Consider the following 15,168-nt stretch of genomic DNA (forward strand, 5'->3'; position numbering starts at 1 on the left):
GCTAGCGTGCTGCCGCATCCACCCCCGTGAACAGCGAAGGCAGGCACGCCCCATGAGCACGCACCGGCGCAGGATCAGTGGCAGGAACAAGGCGATAGGCGGTCTCGTGGCCGCGGCCGTGGTCGGTGGCGGCGCGGTCCTGCTCACCGGCACCGCCCACGCCGCCGGTGTGAACGCCGCGTACACCAGGACCAGCGACTGGTCGACCGGCTACACCGCCCAGTACGTCGTCACCAACAACAGCGACCAGACCGAGAAGACCTGGACGCTGGAGTTCGACCTCCCGGCGGGCGCCAAGCTCAGCTCCCTGTGGAACGGCGAGTCGAGCGTGAGCGGTTCGCACGTCACGGTGCGGCCGGCGAAGTGGGACACCGCGGGCCTCGCCCCCGGCAAGTCCGTGACCATCGGTTTCGTGGTCAACGGCAGCGGCGCCCCGACGGGCTGTCTCATCGACGAGGCCCAGTGCTCCGCGGACGGCGGCGCCACCCCCGAGCCGAGCGGCCGGCCCACCCGGTCCCCGTCCCCGTCCCGACCGCCACCCCCACCAAGAGCACCACCCCCACCCCCACCCCCACCAAGAGCGCCACCCCGACCCCGGCCCCCACCAAGACCACCGGCAGCGGCACCACGGCCTCCGCCGGCTTCGCCCCGTACGTCGACACCTCCCTCTACCCGGCCTTCGACATGGTCGGCGCGGCCGACGCGACCGGGGTGAAGAACTACAACCTCGCCTTCATCACCGACGGCGGCGGCTGCACCCCCAAGTGGGGCGGCGTGACCGACGTGACCGGCGACGCGGTGGCCCAGCAGATCGGCTCCCTGCGCGCCAAGGGCGGTGACGTCCGGGTCTCCTTCGGCGGCGCCTCCGGCTCCGAGCTGGCCACCACCTGCTCCTCCGCGGACGCGCTGGCGGCGGCGTACGGCAAGGCGATCGACGCGTTCAAGCTGACCAAGGTCGACTTCGACATCGAGGGCGGCGCACTGCCGAACACGTCGGCGAACACCCTCCGGGCGAAGGCGATAGCCAAGCTCCAGGCCCAGCACCCGGACCTGGACGTCTCCTTCACCCTCCCGGTGATGCCGGAGGGCCTCACCCAGGACGGCGTGAACCTCCTCTCCGACGCCAAGTCCAACGGCGTGAAGATCTCCACCGTCAACATCATGGCGATGGACTACGGCCCCTCGTACAGCGGCGACATGGGCGACTACGCCCAGCAGGCCGCGACGGCCACCCAGGCCCAGGTCAAGAGCGTCCTCGGCCTGTCCGACGCCGCCGCCTGGAAGACGGTCGCCGTCACCCCGATGATCGGCGTCAACGACGTCTCCTCCGAGGTCTTCAAGGTGGACGACGCCACCCAGCTGGCGAACTTCGCCAAGTCCAAGGGCCTCGGCGGCCTCTCCATGTGGTCCGCGGCCCGCGACAAGCAGTGCCCCGGCGGCGCGAAGAACTCCGCCGACCCCACGTGCAGCTCGATCGTCCAGGGCACGTTCGCCTTCTCGAAGGCGTTCGGGGCCGTCAACTGACGCTGCGGGCCGGGCGTGTCCGACCATCGGCCGACATGATCATGTCTATATAGTTCCGACCCGGGTCGATCTTCGGCCCGGGCCGGTCGCCGTACGGACACAGCGGCGCACGGCCCGTTTCCATTGCCGTCACCCGGGCCGTCGGTGCCCGGGCCGCACCACCTCGGGGGAATCGTGTCGTCCATCCGTCATGCCCTTGTCACCGCCGTACTCGCCGGAGCGGCGCTCACGCTGACGGCCTGTCAGCCCGACGGCACCGGCGCCGCCGGCGACACGGGCAGCAGCCCCACCGCCACGGCGAGCCCCGCCGCCCACGGCGGCGGCAAGCAGTCGTCCTGCCCGGTGCCCGCCAAGGGTCACAAGATCATCCTGGTCGAGAGCGTCTCCGGTGCCATGAACACCATCACCGCCAAGGACGCCAGGATGATCTGCTCCACCACGGGCGAGGGCGCGTCCTACCGGCCCGCCGGACACGAGAGCACGTACCTCGCCCAGCCCGACGCCCCGATCAAGGTCATCAGCAGGAAGACCGGCAAGCAGCGGCAGATGGGCGCGGCCCACGGCGGCATCGCACACGTGCGGGTCTGCGCCGACGGCACGGCCCAGGACACCGCCACCGCCCCCGCCGACACCAGCGACTGCTACGGCCAGAACTACTACGACGTGGCCGTCGACAACACCGGCAAGCTCACCGAGATGACCGAGCTGTACGGCTCCTGACAACTCCAGGAAAGCATCGTCGAGGAAGCGATCAACGAGGGCCTTGCCGAGGGCCGTGCCGAGGGTGTAGCCAGGTTCGGGGCGCGGTTTTCTAGTCGGCCCCCACCCCCGGCAACACCCCCGTCCGCGCCGCCTCCCCGTACCACCGCGCACTCGACTTCGGTGTCCGTTCCAGCGTCGCGTAGTCCACGTACACCGCGCCGAACCGCTTGCCGTAGCCGTACGCCCACTCGAAGTTGTCCAGCAGGGACCACAGGTAGTAGCCGCGGACGTCGGCGCCGTCGGTGATGGCGCGGCGGACCTCGGACAGGTGGCCGTGGAGGTATGCGATGCGCTCGGGGTCGTGGACGCGGCCGTCGGGGTCCGGCTTGTCGTCGTAGGCCGCGCCGTTCTCGGTCACGTACAGCGGCAGGCCGGGGGCCTCGCGTGTGTAGCGCATCAGCAGCTCGTGCAGGCCCGTCGGGTCGATCGTCCAGCCCATCTCCGTGCGCTCGCCCGGCGTCTGGTGGAACCGCACGTCGTCGGCGCCCGGCCAGGGGGAGTGGTCGCCGGCGCCGTGGCCGTCGGCCCGCGGGCCCGTGCTCTCGCCGGACGCGGCCGACACCAGGGCCGGGGTGTAGTAGTTCAGGCCCAGCGCGTCCAGCGGGACGTTGATGGTGCGGGTGTCGCCGTCGAGGACGTACGACCAGTCGGTGATCGAGGACGTGGCCTCCAGCAACGACGAGGGGTACGCGCCGTGCAGCATCGGGCCGTGGAAGATGCCGTTGGCCAGGTCGTCGATCCTGCGGGCCGCGGCCACATCGGCCGGGTCCTGCGAAAGCGGCCGTACCACAGAGGAGTTGAGGCTGATCGCGATTCCGTTGCGGGCCGGCATCACCGAGCGCAAGGCCGAAGCCGCCAGGCCGTGCGCCAGGTTGAGGTGATGCGCGGCGCGCAGGGAGGCCTCCGGTTCGGTACGGCCGGGGGCGTGGACGCCCGAGCCGTAGCCCAGAAAGGCGCTGCACCACGGTTCGTTGAGGGTGATCCACTGCTCCACCCGGTCGCCGAGGGCCTCGCCGACGAGCTGTGCGTACTCCGCGAACCGCTTCGCGGTGTCCCGCTGCGGCCAGCCGCCCGCGTCCTCCAGCTCCTGCGGCAGATCCCAGTGGTAGAGGGTGAGAGCCGGCTTGATGCCGTGGGCGAGCAGGTCGTCCACCAGGCGGCGGTAGAAGTCCAGGCCCACCTGGACCGCCGGTCCCCGGCCGGTGGGCTGCACCCGGGACCAGGAGACCGAGAAGCGGTACGCGGTCAGGCCCAGCTCCGCCATCAGCGCCACGTCGTCGCGGTAGCGGTGATAGTGGTCGACGGCGATGTCACCGGTCTCACCGCCTGCCGTCCTGCCCGGCGTATGGCTGAAGGTGTCCCAGATCGAGGGCGTACGGCCGTCCTCCCGCACCGCCCCCTCGATCTGGTAGGCGGAGGTCGCGGCTCCCCAGAGGAAGGCGGGCGGAAAGGTCACGGGGGAAGGGGATACGGGGGATGCGGGGGATAGGGACATGGAAGCGCTCCCATTGGGGGTCGTAGGAGACCTGGCGTAGTGAGGGGGAGGAAAGGGCCGGCACCGCGGTGGCCGGCCCCGGGAAAGTGGCCGTCAGCCCTTGATCGCGCCCTGCATGATCCCGCCCACGATCTGCTTGCCGAACAGAACGAACGCGATCAGCAGCGGCAGCGTGCCCAGCAGGGCGCCGGCCATGATCACCGCCTGGTCGGGGACGTACCCGGTGCCGAGCGAGTTCAGGGCCACCTGCACGGTCGGGTTCTGCTGGTTCAGGGCGATGATCGGCCACAGGAAGTCGTTCCAGGCGAACACGAACGTCAGCAGGCCGAGTACCGCCATGGCGGGGCGTGCCGCGGGAAAGACGACGTGCCAGACGATCCGGATGCTGCTCGCCCCGTCCACCCGGGCCGCCTCGATCAGCTCCGTCGGCAGCGCCTGCACCAGGTACTGCCGCATGAAGAACGTACCGAAGGCGGTGACGAGGCTCGGCAGGATCACCGTCTGCAGCTGGTTCGACCAGCCGAGGTCCGACATCCACAGATACAGCGGTACGACGGCCAGTTGCGGCGGGATCATCATCGTGCCGATGGTCAGCAGGAGCAGCAGACCGGAGAAACGGAACCGCAGTTTGGCGAAGGCGAAGCCGGCCAGCGTGGAGAACAGCACCGTGCTCACCGTGATCGTGCCCGCCACGATCACCGAGTTGAACATCGCCGTGCTCAGCCCCGCCTGGTCCCAGGCCGCCTGGAGGTTCTTGAACAGGTTGCCGCCGAACCACAGCGGCGGCGGGGTCTGGGCGAGCCGCCCGGCGGTGCGCGAGGCCGCGATCGCCGTCCACACCAGCGGGCCGAGGGAGACCAGCGCGAAGACGGTGAGCACGACGTACGTCACCGGGCCCGCGTGCAGCTGCTTGCCCGCGCCCAGCACCCGGCGGCGGCCGGCCTTGCGGGGCAGGGTGGGTTCGGTGGTCGTCATGGGGACTTCCTCAGCCGTCGGGTGAGCAGCAGATTGACCGCGGCGATGACCAGCAGGATCAGGAACATCGACCAGGCGATCGCGGACGCCTTGCCGAGGTTGCCGATGATCCAGCCCTGGTCGTACATGTACAGACCGAGCGTCTGGTACTGGTGCTCCGAGCCGCCCTTGGACCCGCTGACCCCGCCGAACAGCAGCGGCTCGCCGAAGAGCTGGGTCGCGCCGATGGTGGAGACCACGACCGTGAAGAGGATCGTCGGGCGCAGCTGCGGGATCGTCACATGCCGGAACTGCTGCCAGCGGCTGGCGCCGTCGATCGCCGCCGACTCGTAGAGATCGGCCGGGATCGCCTGCATGGCGGCGAGGTAGATCAGCGCGTTGTAACCCGTCCACCGCCAGATCACGATCGACGACACCGCGAACTGCGAACCCCAGTCGGACTCACGCCAGTTGACGGGACCGACACCGAGGAAGTGCAGGATCCAGTTGACCATGCCGCCGTCCCACGAGTACAGCAGCGTGAACACCAGGGTCGCCGCGGCCACCGAGGTGGCGTACGGGGTCAGCATCACCACACGCCAGACGGTCGAGCCCCGCAGCCGGTAGTTCAGCAGGTGGGCGAGCCCGATCGCGGCCAGCAGCTGCGGCACGGTCGAGATGACACCGATGGTGAAGGTGTTCTCCAGGGCGTTCCAGAAGAACTCCGAGGACCACAGGTTCCGGTAGTTGTCCAGGCCCGCCCAGGTCTGGTCGTCGAGGGCCGACAGCTGCACATGGTGCAGCGAGTACCAGGCCGTGTAGAGCAGCGGGACCAGCGTGAACGCCCCGAACAGGACGAAGAACGGGGACACGAACGCGTACGGCGACGCCTTCATGTCCCAGCGGTACAGTCGGCTGCGCCAGGAGTCGGCGCCCGGCTGCGTACCGCGACCGTGAGCGTCCCGCGCCGCGCCCGGCGGGGTGCCGGGCGCGGCGTCGGCGCTCGACGCGGGGTGCGCGAGAGCCTGCTTGGGGCTGGTCACTGGCCGAGCACGTCCTTGATCTCCTTGGACGCCGCGTCCCAGCCCTGGGACGGCGACTTGCCCTTCTGCTCGACCTGGAGGATGCCGATGTCGCTGATCGCGTTGTCGATCGGCTTGTCCTTGGGGCCGAGCGGCTGCGAGGGGATGGTCTTCGCCGCGTCCGAGAAGATCTGGGTGAGCGGCGCGTTCGAGAAGTACGCGGTGGTGTCCGCGGCCGGCTTCAGACTCGCGTAGGCCGACGGGGTCGAGGGGAAGCTCGCTTGCTTGGCGAAGACCTTCTCCTGCTGCTCGGGCGCGGTCAGCCACTTGGCCAGTGCGATGGCCTCCTTCTGGTGTTTGCCCGCCGTCGGCGCGCCGAGGAAGGAGCCGCCCCAGTTGGACGCGGCCGGCGCCGCAGCCACGTCCCACTTGCCCTTGCCCAAGTCACCCGACTTCTGCTCGATGTAGCCGATCATCCAGGCCGGGCAGGCGACGGAGGCGAAGGTGCCGTTGGCGAAGCCCTGGTCCCAGGTCGGGTCGAACTGCTTCAGCTTCGCCGACATGTCGCTGGTCGCGACGCTCATGGCGGCGTCCCAGGCCTTCTTCACGCCGTCGGACCTGTCCCAGACGACGTTGCCGTCCTTGTCGTAGTACCGCTCGCTCGCGCCGCCCACCGCCGCGTTGTAGACGGAGGAGGCCGAGTCCACGAACTTGGTGCCCTTGGGCGCCTTCTTCATGTACTGCTTGCCGACGTCGACGTACTTGGCCCAGTCGCCCTTCCACATCTCGGCGAGCTTGGTCCGGTCGGTCGGCAGCCCCGCCTTCTGGAACAGGTCCTTCCGATAGCAGATGGCCATCGGCCCGATGTCGGTGCCGAGCCCGATGAGCTTGCCGTCCTTCGTGGTGGCCTGGGCGTTCTTCCAGTCCAGCCACTGGGACTTGTCGACCTCCTTGCCCAGGTCGACGAACTTGTTCGCCTGCGTCTGCACGGCCTCGGTGATGTTGCCGATCTCGATGGCCTGGATGTCGTCCGTGCCGGAGCCGGCCTGGAGGCGGGTGAGCACCTTCGGCCAGTACACGTCGGTGCGGGTGGTGACGTTCTCCTTGATGTTGATCTCCGGGTGCAGCTTCATGTACTCGTCGTAGAGGCCGGACTGCTTGTAGCCGAAGACGCCGAAGGTGCCGATGGTCAGCGTGATCTTGCCCTTGCCGTTTCCGCCGCCGCCGGAGCCGTCCGACGAGCTGTCGTTCGAGTCCTTGGCGCAGCCGGCCAGCAGCCCGGTGGTCAGCGCGGCCACGGCCGCGAGGGCCATCAGCCGCTGGGACCGGCGGATGCTCGTGCGCATTGCGTCCTCCTGTTGCCTGACGTGCCGACCCCCCGGCCAACTGCATGAACAGGGCCCGTTCGTACGCGCTGCGGCCCGGGCGGGGAACGTGCGGGATGTGTAGGGCTCAGGTAGTGTGGGAGCGCTCCCATGAGTGATGTGTTGAAGAGTCGTCGGTCGGGGGCGGGGTGTCAAGGGAGCGGACAGCGCAACTGTCTTCGGTTATCTGAGCGTTAGCCGGGTCGAGTTGGGGCGCACAATCCAGCCCGGCCGGCGTTCGGGGACGCGGCCGAAGGCCGGCGAACGGGGGTCTGGGGCGCAGCCCCCAGGACGGCGGCCACGGCGAACGGTGCTGTTACATTCCAGGCCAGCACCAGGAATCGGTCGAGAGAGGCGGAGCCCATGGCAAGCCACGGAGCGCGGGGCCGCAGCGGGGGTCGGCCCACGCTCGAGGAGGTCGCCGCCCGGGCCGGGGTCGGCCGGGGCACGGTGTCGCGGGTGATCAACGGCTCGCCCCGGGTCAGCGACGCCACCCGCGCCGCGGTGGAGGCGGCGGTCGCCGAACTCGGCTACGTCCCCAACACGGCGGCTCGCGCCCTGGCCGCCAACCGCACCGACGCCATCGCCCTCGTGGTCCCCGAGCCGGAGACCCGCTTCTTCGCCGAGCCGTACTTCTCGGACATGCTGCGCGGTGTGGGCGCCGAACTCTCCGACACCGAGATGCAGTTGCTGCTGATCTTCGCGGGCAGCGACCGGGAGCGCCGGCGCCTGGCCCAGTACCTGGCGGCACACCGAGTGGACGGCGTGCTCCTGGTCTCCGTCCATGCCGACGACCCGCTGCCCGACCTGCTGGCCCAGCTGGAGATCCCGGCCGTGATCAGCGGCCCCCGCTCGGCCGGCGAGACGCTCACCTCGGTGGACTCGGACAACTACGGCGGCGCCCGCTCGGCCGTGGAGCACCTGCTGTCCCGGGGCCGCTCCCGCATCGCGCACATCACCGGGCGGCTCGATGTCTACGGCGCCCAGCGCCGCGCCGACGGCTACCGCGACGCCCTGCGCGACGCGGGCCGGAAGGTGGACGAACTCCTCGTGGAACCGGGGGACTTCACGGAGGAGGGCGGCCGCCGGGCCATGTCCGCGCTGCTCGCCCGTCACCCCGGCCTGGACGCGGTCTTCGCCGGCTCGGACGTGATGGCGGCCGGCGCCCGGCAGGTGCTGCGCGAGGCGGGCCGCCGTATCCCCGACGACGTGGCCCTCGTGGGCTACGACGACTCCGCCATCGCCCGCCACATGGACCCACCGCTGACCAGCGTCCGCCAGCCGATCGAGGAGATGGGCCGCGCGATGATCGACCTGCTCCTCGCGGAGATCGCCGACCGCCGCCCGCCCGCGTCCCGGGGACTGGAGCGGCAGCACGCGGTACTGCCGACGGAACTGGTGGCGCGGGCGTCGTCGTAACGCCCCTCGCGTCCGCGTCCGTTCCCTGAGCCGCCACAGGCCCGGTTCAGTGCCTTCTCGGCCTGGGCGACCGGCGTAGCGACCGGGTCGGCCGCCGAGGGCAGGTCGATGATCACGACCGCGGTCTCCTCCCGTCAGTGGACAAAGGACTCGGGGCCGAAGCGGCCCCACGCCACGAACGCGGCCAGGACGATGTAGACCACGTCCACCACCATGAACCGGACCTCGTGACGCCGGAGCCGGGTGATCGCCGCACCGGTCATCAGGATCACCAGGCCGAGGGCGGCCAGCGGCACCAGAACCGGCGCGATGCCGAGCGCGGCGGGCAGGATCAGCCCCACCGCGGCCAGCACCTCCAGCGCTCCGATGGCCTTCACACCGCCCCGCTGAAGTCGGTGACCCACTGCGCACATACACAGTGCGAGGTTCACGACCCGTTCCCTTTGTTCCCGTCGTTCGCCGTCGGCCCTCTGAGACAGGGCGGCCCGGCAATCTGTGACAGGAGCGGATACGCTGCTGGACGTCTTGCGGAAGTTCGAAGGGGGGGGCTCCGTGGCGGGATCAGTGAGGGCGACGGACGCGGACGGATACCGGTCGCTGCTGTTCTCCATCGCCTACGGGATGACCGGATCCGTGGGCGACGCCGAGGACATCGTGCAGGACGCCTTCCTCAACCTGACCCGGGTGCGCCAGGCCGGGACGGCGGTCGGGAATCTGAAGGCGTATCTGACCACGTCGGTGACGCGGCTGGGCATCAACTACCTGAGTTCGGCGCGGGTACGGCGCGAGACCTACGTGGGCGACTGGCTGCCCGAGCCGGTCGTGGTCTGCGCCGACCGGCCCGGACCGGCCGAGCACGCCGAGCTGTCCGACTCGCTGTCGATGGCGTTCCTCGTGCTGCTGGAGGCCCTCTCCCCGGTGGAGCGGGCGGTGTTCGTGCTGCGTGAGGTCTTCGGGTACGGCTACCCGGAGGTGGCGCGGCTCACCGGCAAGTCCGAGGCGAACTGCCGGCAGATCTTCGCCCGCGCCAGAAAGCGCGTCGCCGCCGGCGGTCGGGCGGCCGACCTCGCGCCGCCGCCCCCGGTACGGCGGGCGGAGAGCGAGGAGCTGGCCCGTAAGTTCTTCGAGGCCGCCGAGGGCGGTGACATGGACGCGCTGCTCGGCATGCTCGCCCCCGACGTGGTGTTCCAGGGCGACGGCGGCGGCAAGGCGCGGGCGCTCGCGCGGTCCGTCACCGAACCGCGCCATGTGGCACAGCTGCTGGTCGGCGGGTTCCGCCGGGTCCGGATCCTCGGCGCCTCGATGCGGGCGGCGTGGATCAACGGCCGTCCGGGCGCCGTGACCTACGACAGCGAAGGGCGCGTGGCCAGTGTGGTGGAGCTCGACATCGCCGACGGCGTGATCCGCGCGATCCACTCGGTCTCCAACCCCGACAAGCTCGGCCACCTCGGCCCGCTGTCCGACATCGCCCTCCTGCCGAAACGCTGACGACGACTGGGGCGTAGGCCGCTGCGGGGGGTCTTGGTGGGTTGGCGGCGACCTGTGTGTCTTCGGCGCAGGGTGTCTCGGCGGGTTGTTGGCGGCCGGTGCGTGTCCTCGGTGTCGCCCGGCGCTGTTCGAGGCGGGCATCTCCAGCTCCCGCATGTTCCTCGGCCCGGCCCGCCCGGGCGTCGAGGACCTGATCGACTCGGTCTCGGCGGGCCGGCGGCGGCCGGTGCGTGACCCCGGTCTCGGTGGGCCGGTAGCGGCCGTCCCGTAACCCCGCCGCTGCCCACTCGGCAGGTCAATGGCGGCCGGTGCATGACCCGCCGCCGCCCACTCGGCAGGTCAATGGCGGCCGGTGCATGACCCGCCGCTGCCCACTCGGCAGGTCAATGGCGGCCGTCCCGTAACCCCGCCGCCGCCCACTCGGCAGGCCAACGGCGACCGGTGCATGACCCACCGCCGCCCGCCTCCCCGTGCCAACGGCTCCTAAGAGGCCCGCTCGCCTCCCGGGCGTACCGCCTCCCATCCCCGCTCCAGCAGATCGAACGCGGCGTTGACCGCGGCGACCCGGTTCGAGGTCGTTGCCGCCAGGGCCCGGGTCTCCAGGGCTAGGTGGGCCAGGGCGGCGCAGGTGGGGTCGTCGGTGGGGGCGGCGGTGTCGGTGGCGATGGCCTCGGCCAGGGCGCGTTCGTGCCGCATCCACATGCGCCGGTGGTAGTCCAGGAGCGCCGGGGTGCTGGACACCAGCTTCTGGAACGCGGCCATCTGCTCGTCGTACTCGGGCTTGATCCCCGGCGACCGCAGCATGTGCTCGCGCAGGGCCGGAAGGAGCGGGGTGCCGGGCGCCCGATCGCGTACGGCGGCGACCAGAGCCTCCTCCACGTCCGCGTCCAGGTCGAACAGCAGCGCTTCCTTGCTCGGGAAGTGCTTGAACAGGGTCGTGGTGGAGACGTCGGCCGCCTCCGCGATGTCCCTGATGCTCACCGCCTCGAAGCCGTGCTTCAGGAACAGCTCCAGTGCCGCGTCCGCCAGTGCCTGGCGGGTCGCGGCCTTCTTGCGTTCGCGGCGGCCCATCGGCTCCGTCGTCTCCGTCATGGTCCGTAGCGTACCCAGCTCGGTTGCCCCATGCAAAAAGTTGACTCATTGCACTTAGTGAGTCGGTGTGCTTTTCTGGGCCGCATGACCACATCACCTCGTAGGACCACACCACCTCCCGGGAACGTCCGCTGGACGCTGCTCGGCGTGATGCTCGCCATGCTGCTGGGCATGCTCGACAACAACATCGTCGGTACGGCGATGCCGACGGTCGTCCGTGACCTGGGCGGCCTGGAGCACATCGCCTGGGTCGTCACCGCGTACACCCTCGCCACCGCCGTCTCGACTCCCGTCTGGGGCAAGCTCGGTGACCTCTACCACCGCGAGCGCGTCTTCCTCGCCTCGATCGTGATCTTCCTGCTGGCCTCGCTGCTCGCCGGCGCCGCCCACTCGATGACCCAGCTGATCGGGTTCCGCGCGCTGCAGGGCATCGGCGCGGGCGGACTGGCCGCCGGGGGATTCGCCCTGGTCGGCACCCTCGTACCGCCCCGGGAGCGCGGTCGCTACCAGGGCATGACCGCCTCCGTGATGGCCCTCGGCGTGGTCGGCGGCCCCCTGGTCGGCGGCCTGGTCACCGGCCACCTCGGCTGGCGCTGGGCGTTCTACGTCAATCTGCCGCTCGGCATCGTCGCCCTGGTCTGGATCCAGCTGATGCTCAGGCTGCCGGAGCCGGCCCCGAAGTCCCGGCCGCGCATCGACTGGGCGGGCATCGCCGTGCTGGGAGCCACGATCGGCGCGGCGGTCCTCGCGGCGACCTGGGCCGGTACGACGTACGCCTGGACGTCCTGGCGGATACTCGCCCTGGGTGCGGTGACCGTCCTCGGCACGGCGGTGTTCACCGTCGTGGAGCGGCGTGTCCCCGAACCCCTGCTGCCGCCCCGGGTGTTCACCGGGCACCGCAACTTCCCGCTCGCGATCGGCCTGTTGGTGGCCGTCGGCGTGGTGATGTTCGGCTGCGCGCTCTATCTGCCCCTGTTCCAGCAGACGGTGCAGGGCGCCACGGCGACCAGCTCCGGGCTGCTCCTGCTGCCGATGATGATCCCCGTGGTGATCACATCCAACATCGCCGGGAAGGTCATGTCCCGCACCGGCCGGTACAAGGTGTTCCCGGTGCTCGGCACCCTTCTGCTGACGGCCGGCACGCTGGCGCTCGCCACGATGGACACGGGCACCTCCCGCCTCGCCGCCGGCTGCGGGATGGCGCTCGTCGGCCTCGGCCTGGGCTTCACCATGCAGATGGCCACCACCCTCGCGCAGAACAGCGTGGAACTGCGGGACATGGGGGCGGCCATGGCGGCGACGAACCTGTTCCGCACCCTCGGCGGCTCCGTGGGCGTGGCCGTCTTCGGCTCGCTGTTCACCCGGGCGGTGCCGGACACGGCGACGGGGGAGGCGTACCGGCACGCGGTGGCCCACGGCACCCAGCACATCTTCCTTGCGACCGCCGGGGTGTGCGCGGTGGCGTTCGTCCTGGCGCTGCTGGTGAAGGAGGTGCCGTTGCGGGGCGGGCCCGGGGCGGTGAAAAGGGATCAGCCGGTGACTCGTCTCGCGACGGAGTCACCGGCTGATCGGTGAGGGTGAGTGACGGGACTCGAACCCGCGGCATCCTGGACCACAACCAGGTGCTCTACCAGCTGAGCTACACCCACCATGACCGGCGGTGGAACTTGTCGTCTCCCCGACCGGCCGAGAAGAAGTCTACAGGGTCCGAAGGGGTGCTCGCGCACACGTTTTCGCGAGCCGCTCTTCCGGGTCCTTCTTCCGGGTCCTTCTCCCTGGGCTACGGCGCGGGCTACTGCGCGGGCAGCACGTGCTTGGCGGCGATCGCCTTCGCGGTGTCGGAGTCCGGGCCGGGCTGCGGCACGAAGATGGCCTCGCGGTAGTAGCGCAGCTCGGCGATCGACTCGCGGATGTCGGCGAGGGCCCGGTGGTTGCCGTTCTTCTCCGGGCTGTTGAAGTACGTTCTCGGATACCAGCGGCGGGCCAGCTCCTTGATGGAGGACACGTCGACGATCCGGTAGTGGAGCCAGTCCTCCAGGGTCGGCATGTCCCGTAGCAGGAAGCCGCGGTCGGTGCCGACGGAGTTGCCGCACAGCGGGGCCTTGCCGGGCTCCTTCACGTACTCCTTCACATAGGCGAGGACCTGCTCCTCGGCGTCCTGAAGGGTCGTGCCGCCCGGGAGCTCGGCGAGCAGCCCGGACGCGGTGTGCATCTGACGCACCACCTCCGGCATCGTCTCCAGCGCCTGGTCCGGCGGGCGGATGACGATGTCCACCCCCTCGCCGAGTACGTTCAGCTCGGAGTCGGTGACGAGGGCGGCTACCTCGATGAGCGCGTCGTCGGACAGCGAGAGGCCGGTCATCTCGCAGTCGATCCACACCATGCGATCGTTCATGCGACCACCCTAAAGCGGACCTGAGCTTTTGGGTGCCCCCTGTGCTTCGCGGGAAGAGCCGGGACAAGCTGCAAGAAGAGGGGGGCGAGCGTGCGCTCGCCCCCCGTCTCTCTCAGCTACCGCTCCGCGGCCCCGGCAGCAGCCCCACCGCGCCCGCCGCCTGGCGGCGGCTCTGCATCGGGACGCCGCTGTCGCGGTCCGGGTGCAGCAGGGCGGGGCTGTGGCCCATCGGGCCGGGGCCCGGCAGGCCTGCGGGCGGGCCCGGCTGGCCGTGGGCCGACAGCGCCGGCTCCGTGTCGGACGGCCTGTCGCCCTGCGGCCGGCGGGCCCGGTAGGCGGCCCGGTAGGCGGCGGGGGACGAGCCGAGCTGGCGGCGGAAGTGCCCGCGCAGCGCGACGGGGGAGCGGAAGCCGCACCGGCCCGCCACCTCGTCCACGGAGAAGTCCGACGTCTCCAGCAGCCGCTGGGCCTGCAGCACCCGCTGGGTGATCAGCCACTGCAGCGGTGCGCTGCCGGTCAGCGAGCGGAACCGGCGGTCGAACGTACGGCGGCTCATATAGGCGCGTGCCGCCAGGGTCTCCACGTCGAACTGCTCGTGGAGGTGTTCCAGCGCCCAGGCGACGACCTCGGCGAGCGGGTCGGCGCCGATCTCCTCCGGTAAAGACCGATCGAGATAGCGCTCCTGGCCGCCTGTCCGGCGCGGTGGGACCACCAGGCGCCGGGCGAGCGCGCCGGCCGCCTCGTTGCCGTGGTCCGTCCGCACGATGTGAAGACAGAGATCGATTCCGGCCGCCGTACCCGCCGACGTCAGCACGTCGCCGTCGTCCACGAACAGTTCTCGTGGATCGACGTGCACCGACGGATAGCGCTTGGCCAGCGTCGGCGCGTACATCCAGTGGGTGGTCGCCGGACGGCCGTCCAGCAGGCCCGCCGCCGCGAGGACGAAGGCGCCGGTGCACAGCCCGACGATGCGTGCCCCCTCCTCGTGGGCCCGGCGCAGCGCGTCGAGCGCCTCCTCGGGCGGTGGCGCGGTGATCGATCGCCAGGCCGGTACGACGACCGTCCCGGCGCGTGAGATCGCCTCCAGTCCATGCGGCGCGGTGAGTTCCAGGCCCCCTGTGGTCCGCAGCGGGCCTTCCTCGCCGGCGCACACCAGTAGTCGGTAGCGCGGCACGCCGGCGTCCTGGCGGTCTATCCCGAACACCGACAGCGGTATGGAACTCTCGAAGATGGGGCCGCCGCTGAACAGCAGCACCGCGACGATCTCCTTGCGGCGTCGCCCGGAGAGTTTCCGGGCCGCGGTTTCCGGCGCGGCAGTGGAGTCGTGGCTCATACTGCTAAGCCCCCCTCGGTGGTCGCGGCTCCTCGGTTGTGTCGCTCCTGCACGTTTCCCCTCGGTCCTGCACGAGTCCCCCGCCGTAAGACAGTCAAGATCGAATCTACTGGCTCCCGCGGTCTCACGGTGACCAGTTCCACACGCCCCAGATTGTCGACATGACAACTTGGCGTGAAGCATTCGATCACGAAGCGTTGCACTCACGAGGCGTGCAGGGAAGTGCGCCTTGTCGCAGTGGCCAAACCGCGTAGGGTGCGCAGTCGCCCGTAGACCCTTTCCGTGCAGGTCAAACGGGGGTTGGAGGGTGCTTGGGGCCC

Annotated in this window: 12 protein-coding genes, 1 tRNA gene and 1 pseudogene; 5 read left to right on the forward strand and 9 right to left on the reverse strand. The window is 70.5% G+C overall.

Annotation, left to right across the window (positions count from 1 at the left end; translation table 11 throughout):
• Nucleotides 1-52: 52 nt before the first annotated feature.
• Both BFF78_RS26445 and BFF78_RS26450 read left to right on the forward strand, forming a co-directional pair.
• Nucleotides 53-1,524, forward strand: a pseudogene (locus BFF78_RS26445) (glycoside hydrolase family 18 protein).
• A 174-nt stretch (nucleotides 1,525-1,698) separates the two neighbouring features.
• Nucleotides 1,699-2,244 carry a hypothetical protein gene (locus tag BFF78_RS26450; protein ID WP_069780676.1) on the forward strand — a complete coding sequence of 182 codons (546 nt, stop codon included), beginning with the start codon at nucleotides 1,699-1,701 and terminating at the stop codon, nucleotides 2,242-2,244.
• Nucleotides 2,245-2,335: 91 nt separating this feature from the next.
• On the opposite strand, the gene BFF78_RS26455 is transcribed toward BFF78_RS26450, so the two are convergent.
• From BFF78_RS26455 to BFF78_RS26470, 4 genes are all read right to left on the reverse strand, one after another.
• Nucleotides 2,336-3,781 (reverse strand): GH1 family beta-glucosidase, encoded by a 1,446-nt coding sequence (locus BFF78_RS26455; protein WP_069780677.1) that lies wholly within the window; start codon nucleotides 3,779-3,781, stop codon nucleotides 2,336-2,338.
• A gap of 93 nt (nucleotides 3,782-3,874) precedes the next feature.
• Nucleotides 3,875-4,756: a carbohydrate ABC transporter permease gene (locus BFF78_RS26460; RefSeq protein WP_069780678.1), complete on the reverse strand. Its 882-nt coding sequence runs from the start codon at nucleotides 4,754-4,756 to the stop codon at nucleotides 3,875-3,877.
• The gene (locus BFF78_RS26465; protein ID WP_069780679.1) at nucleotides 4,753-5,778 is read right to left on the reverse strand and encodes a carbohydrate ABC transporter permease; all 1,026 of its coding nucleotides are present in this window, start codon (nucleotides 5,776-5,778) and stop codon (nucleotides 4,753-4,755) included. Before BFF78_RS26465 ends, BFF78_RS26460 begins: the two co-directional genes overlap by 4 nt.
• Nucleotides 5,775-7,103: an ABC transporter substrate-binding protein gene (locus BFF78_RS26470; protein ID WP_069780680.1), complete on the reverse strand. Its 1,329-nt coding sequence runs from the start codon at nucleotides 7,101-7,103 to the stop codon at nucleotides 5,775-5,777. The genes BFF78_RS26465 and BFF78_RS26470 overlap by 4 nt, the downstream gene beginning before the upstream one ends.
• A gap of 381 nt (nucleotides 7,104-7,484) precedes the next feature.
• On the opposite strand from BFF78_RS26470, the gene BFF78_RS26475 reads away from it, so the two are divergent.
• Nucleotides 7,485-8,540 carry a LacI family DNA-binding transcriptional regulator gene (locus BFF78_RS26475; RefSeq protein WP_069780681.1) on the forward strand — a complete coding sequence of 352 codons (1,056 nt, stop codon included), beginning with the start codon at nucleotides 7,485-7,487 and terminating at the stop codon, nucleotides 8,538-8,540.
• A 134-nt stretch (nucleotides 8,541-8,674) separates the two neighbouring features.
• Here the strand turns inward: BFF78_RS26475 and BFF78_RS26480 are convergent, their stop codons facing one another.
• On the reverse strand, nucleotides 8,675-8,971 hold the full coding sequence (locus tag BFF78_RS26480) for a DoxX family protein (protein WP_227025932.1): 297 nt from the start codon (nucleotides 8,969-8,971) through the stop codon (nucleotides 8,675-8,677).
• A 121-nt stretch (nucleotides 8,972-9,092) separates the two neighbouring features.
• On the opposite strand from BFF78_RS26480, the gene sigJ reads away from it, so the two are divergent.
• A complete protein-coding gene (gene sigJ, locus BFF78_RS26485; RefSeq protein WP_079161855.1) occupies nucleotides 9,093-10,028 on the forward strand; it encodes an RNA polymerase sigma factor SigJ in 936 nt (311 codons plus the stop codon).
• Between the two features lie 483 nt (nucleotides 10,029-10,511).
• Here the strand turns inward: sigJ and BFF78_RS26490 are convergent, their stop codons facing one another.
• Entirely contained in the window at nucleotides 10,512-11,120 is a 609-nt protein-coding gene (locus BFF78_RS26490) for a TetR/AcrR family transcriptional regulator (protein ID WP_069780682.1), read from the reverse strand.
• An 84-nt stretch (nucleotides 11,121-11,204) separates the two neighbouring features.
• Here BFF78_RS26490 and BFF78_RS26495 point away from each other — a divergent pair, with 84 nt between their 5' ends.
• Nucleotides 11,205-12,695, forward strand: coding sequence for an MFS transporter (locus tag BFF78_RS26495; RefSeq protein WP_069780683.1), 1,491 nt, complete (start codon nucleotides 11,205-11,207; stop codon nucleotides 12,693-12,695).
• 1 nt (nucleotide 12,696) lies between these two features.
• Here BFF78_RS26495 and BFF78_RS26500 read toward each other — a convergent pair.
• The 3 genes from BFF78_RS26500 to BFF78_RS26510 form a co-directional block, all read right to left on the reverse strand.
• A tRNA-His gene (locus tag BFF78_RS26500) sits at nucleotides 12,697-12,769 on the reverse strand.
• 143 nt (nucleotides 12,770-12,912) lie between these two features.
• Nucleotides 12,913-13,515: an oligoribonuclease gene (gene orn / locus BFF78_RS26505; protein ID WP_069780684.1), complete on the reverse strand. Its 603-nt coding sequence runs from the start codon at nucleotides 13,513-13,515 to the stop codon at nucleotides 12,913-12,915.
• A 112-nt stretch (nucleotides 13,516-13,627) separates the two neighbouring features.
• Nucleotides 13,628-14,848, reverse strand: coding sequence for a helix-turn-helix domain-containing protein (locus BFF78_RS26510; protein WP_069780685.1), 1,221 nt, complete (start codon nucleotides 14,846-14,848; stop codon nucleotides 13,628-13,630).
• Nucleotides 14,849-15,168: the final 320 nt, after the last annotated feature.

Source organism: Streptomyces fodineus, from assembly GCF_001735805.1.
In the GTDB taxonomy this organism is placed as follows: Bacteria; Actinomycetota; Actinomycetes; order Streptomycetales; family Streptomycetaceae; genus Streptomyces; species Streptomyces fodineus.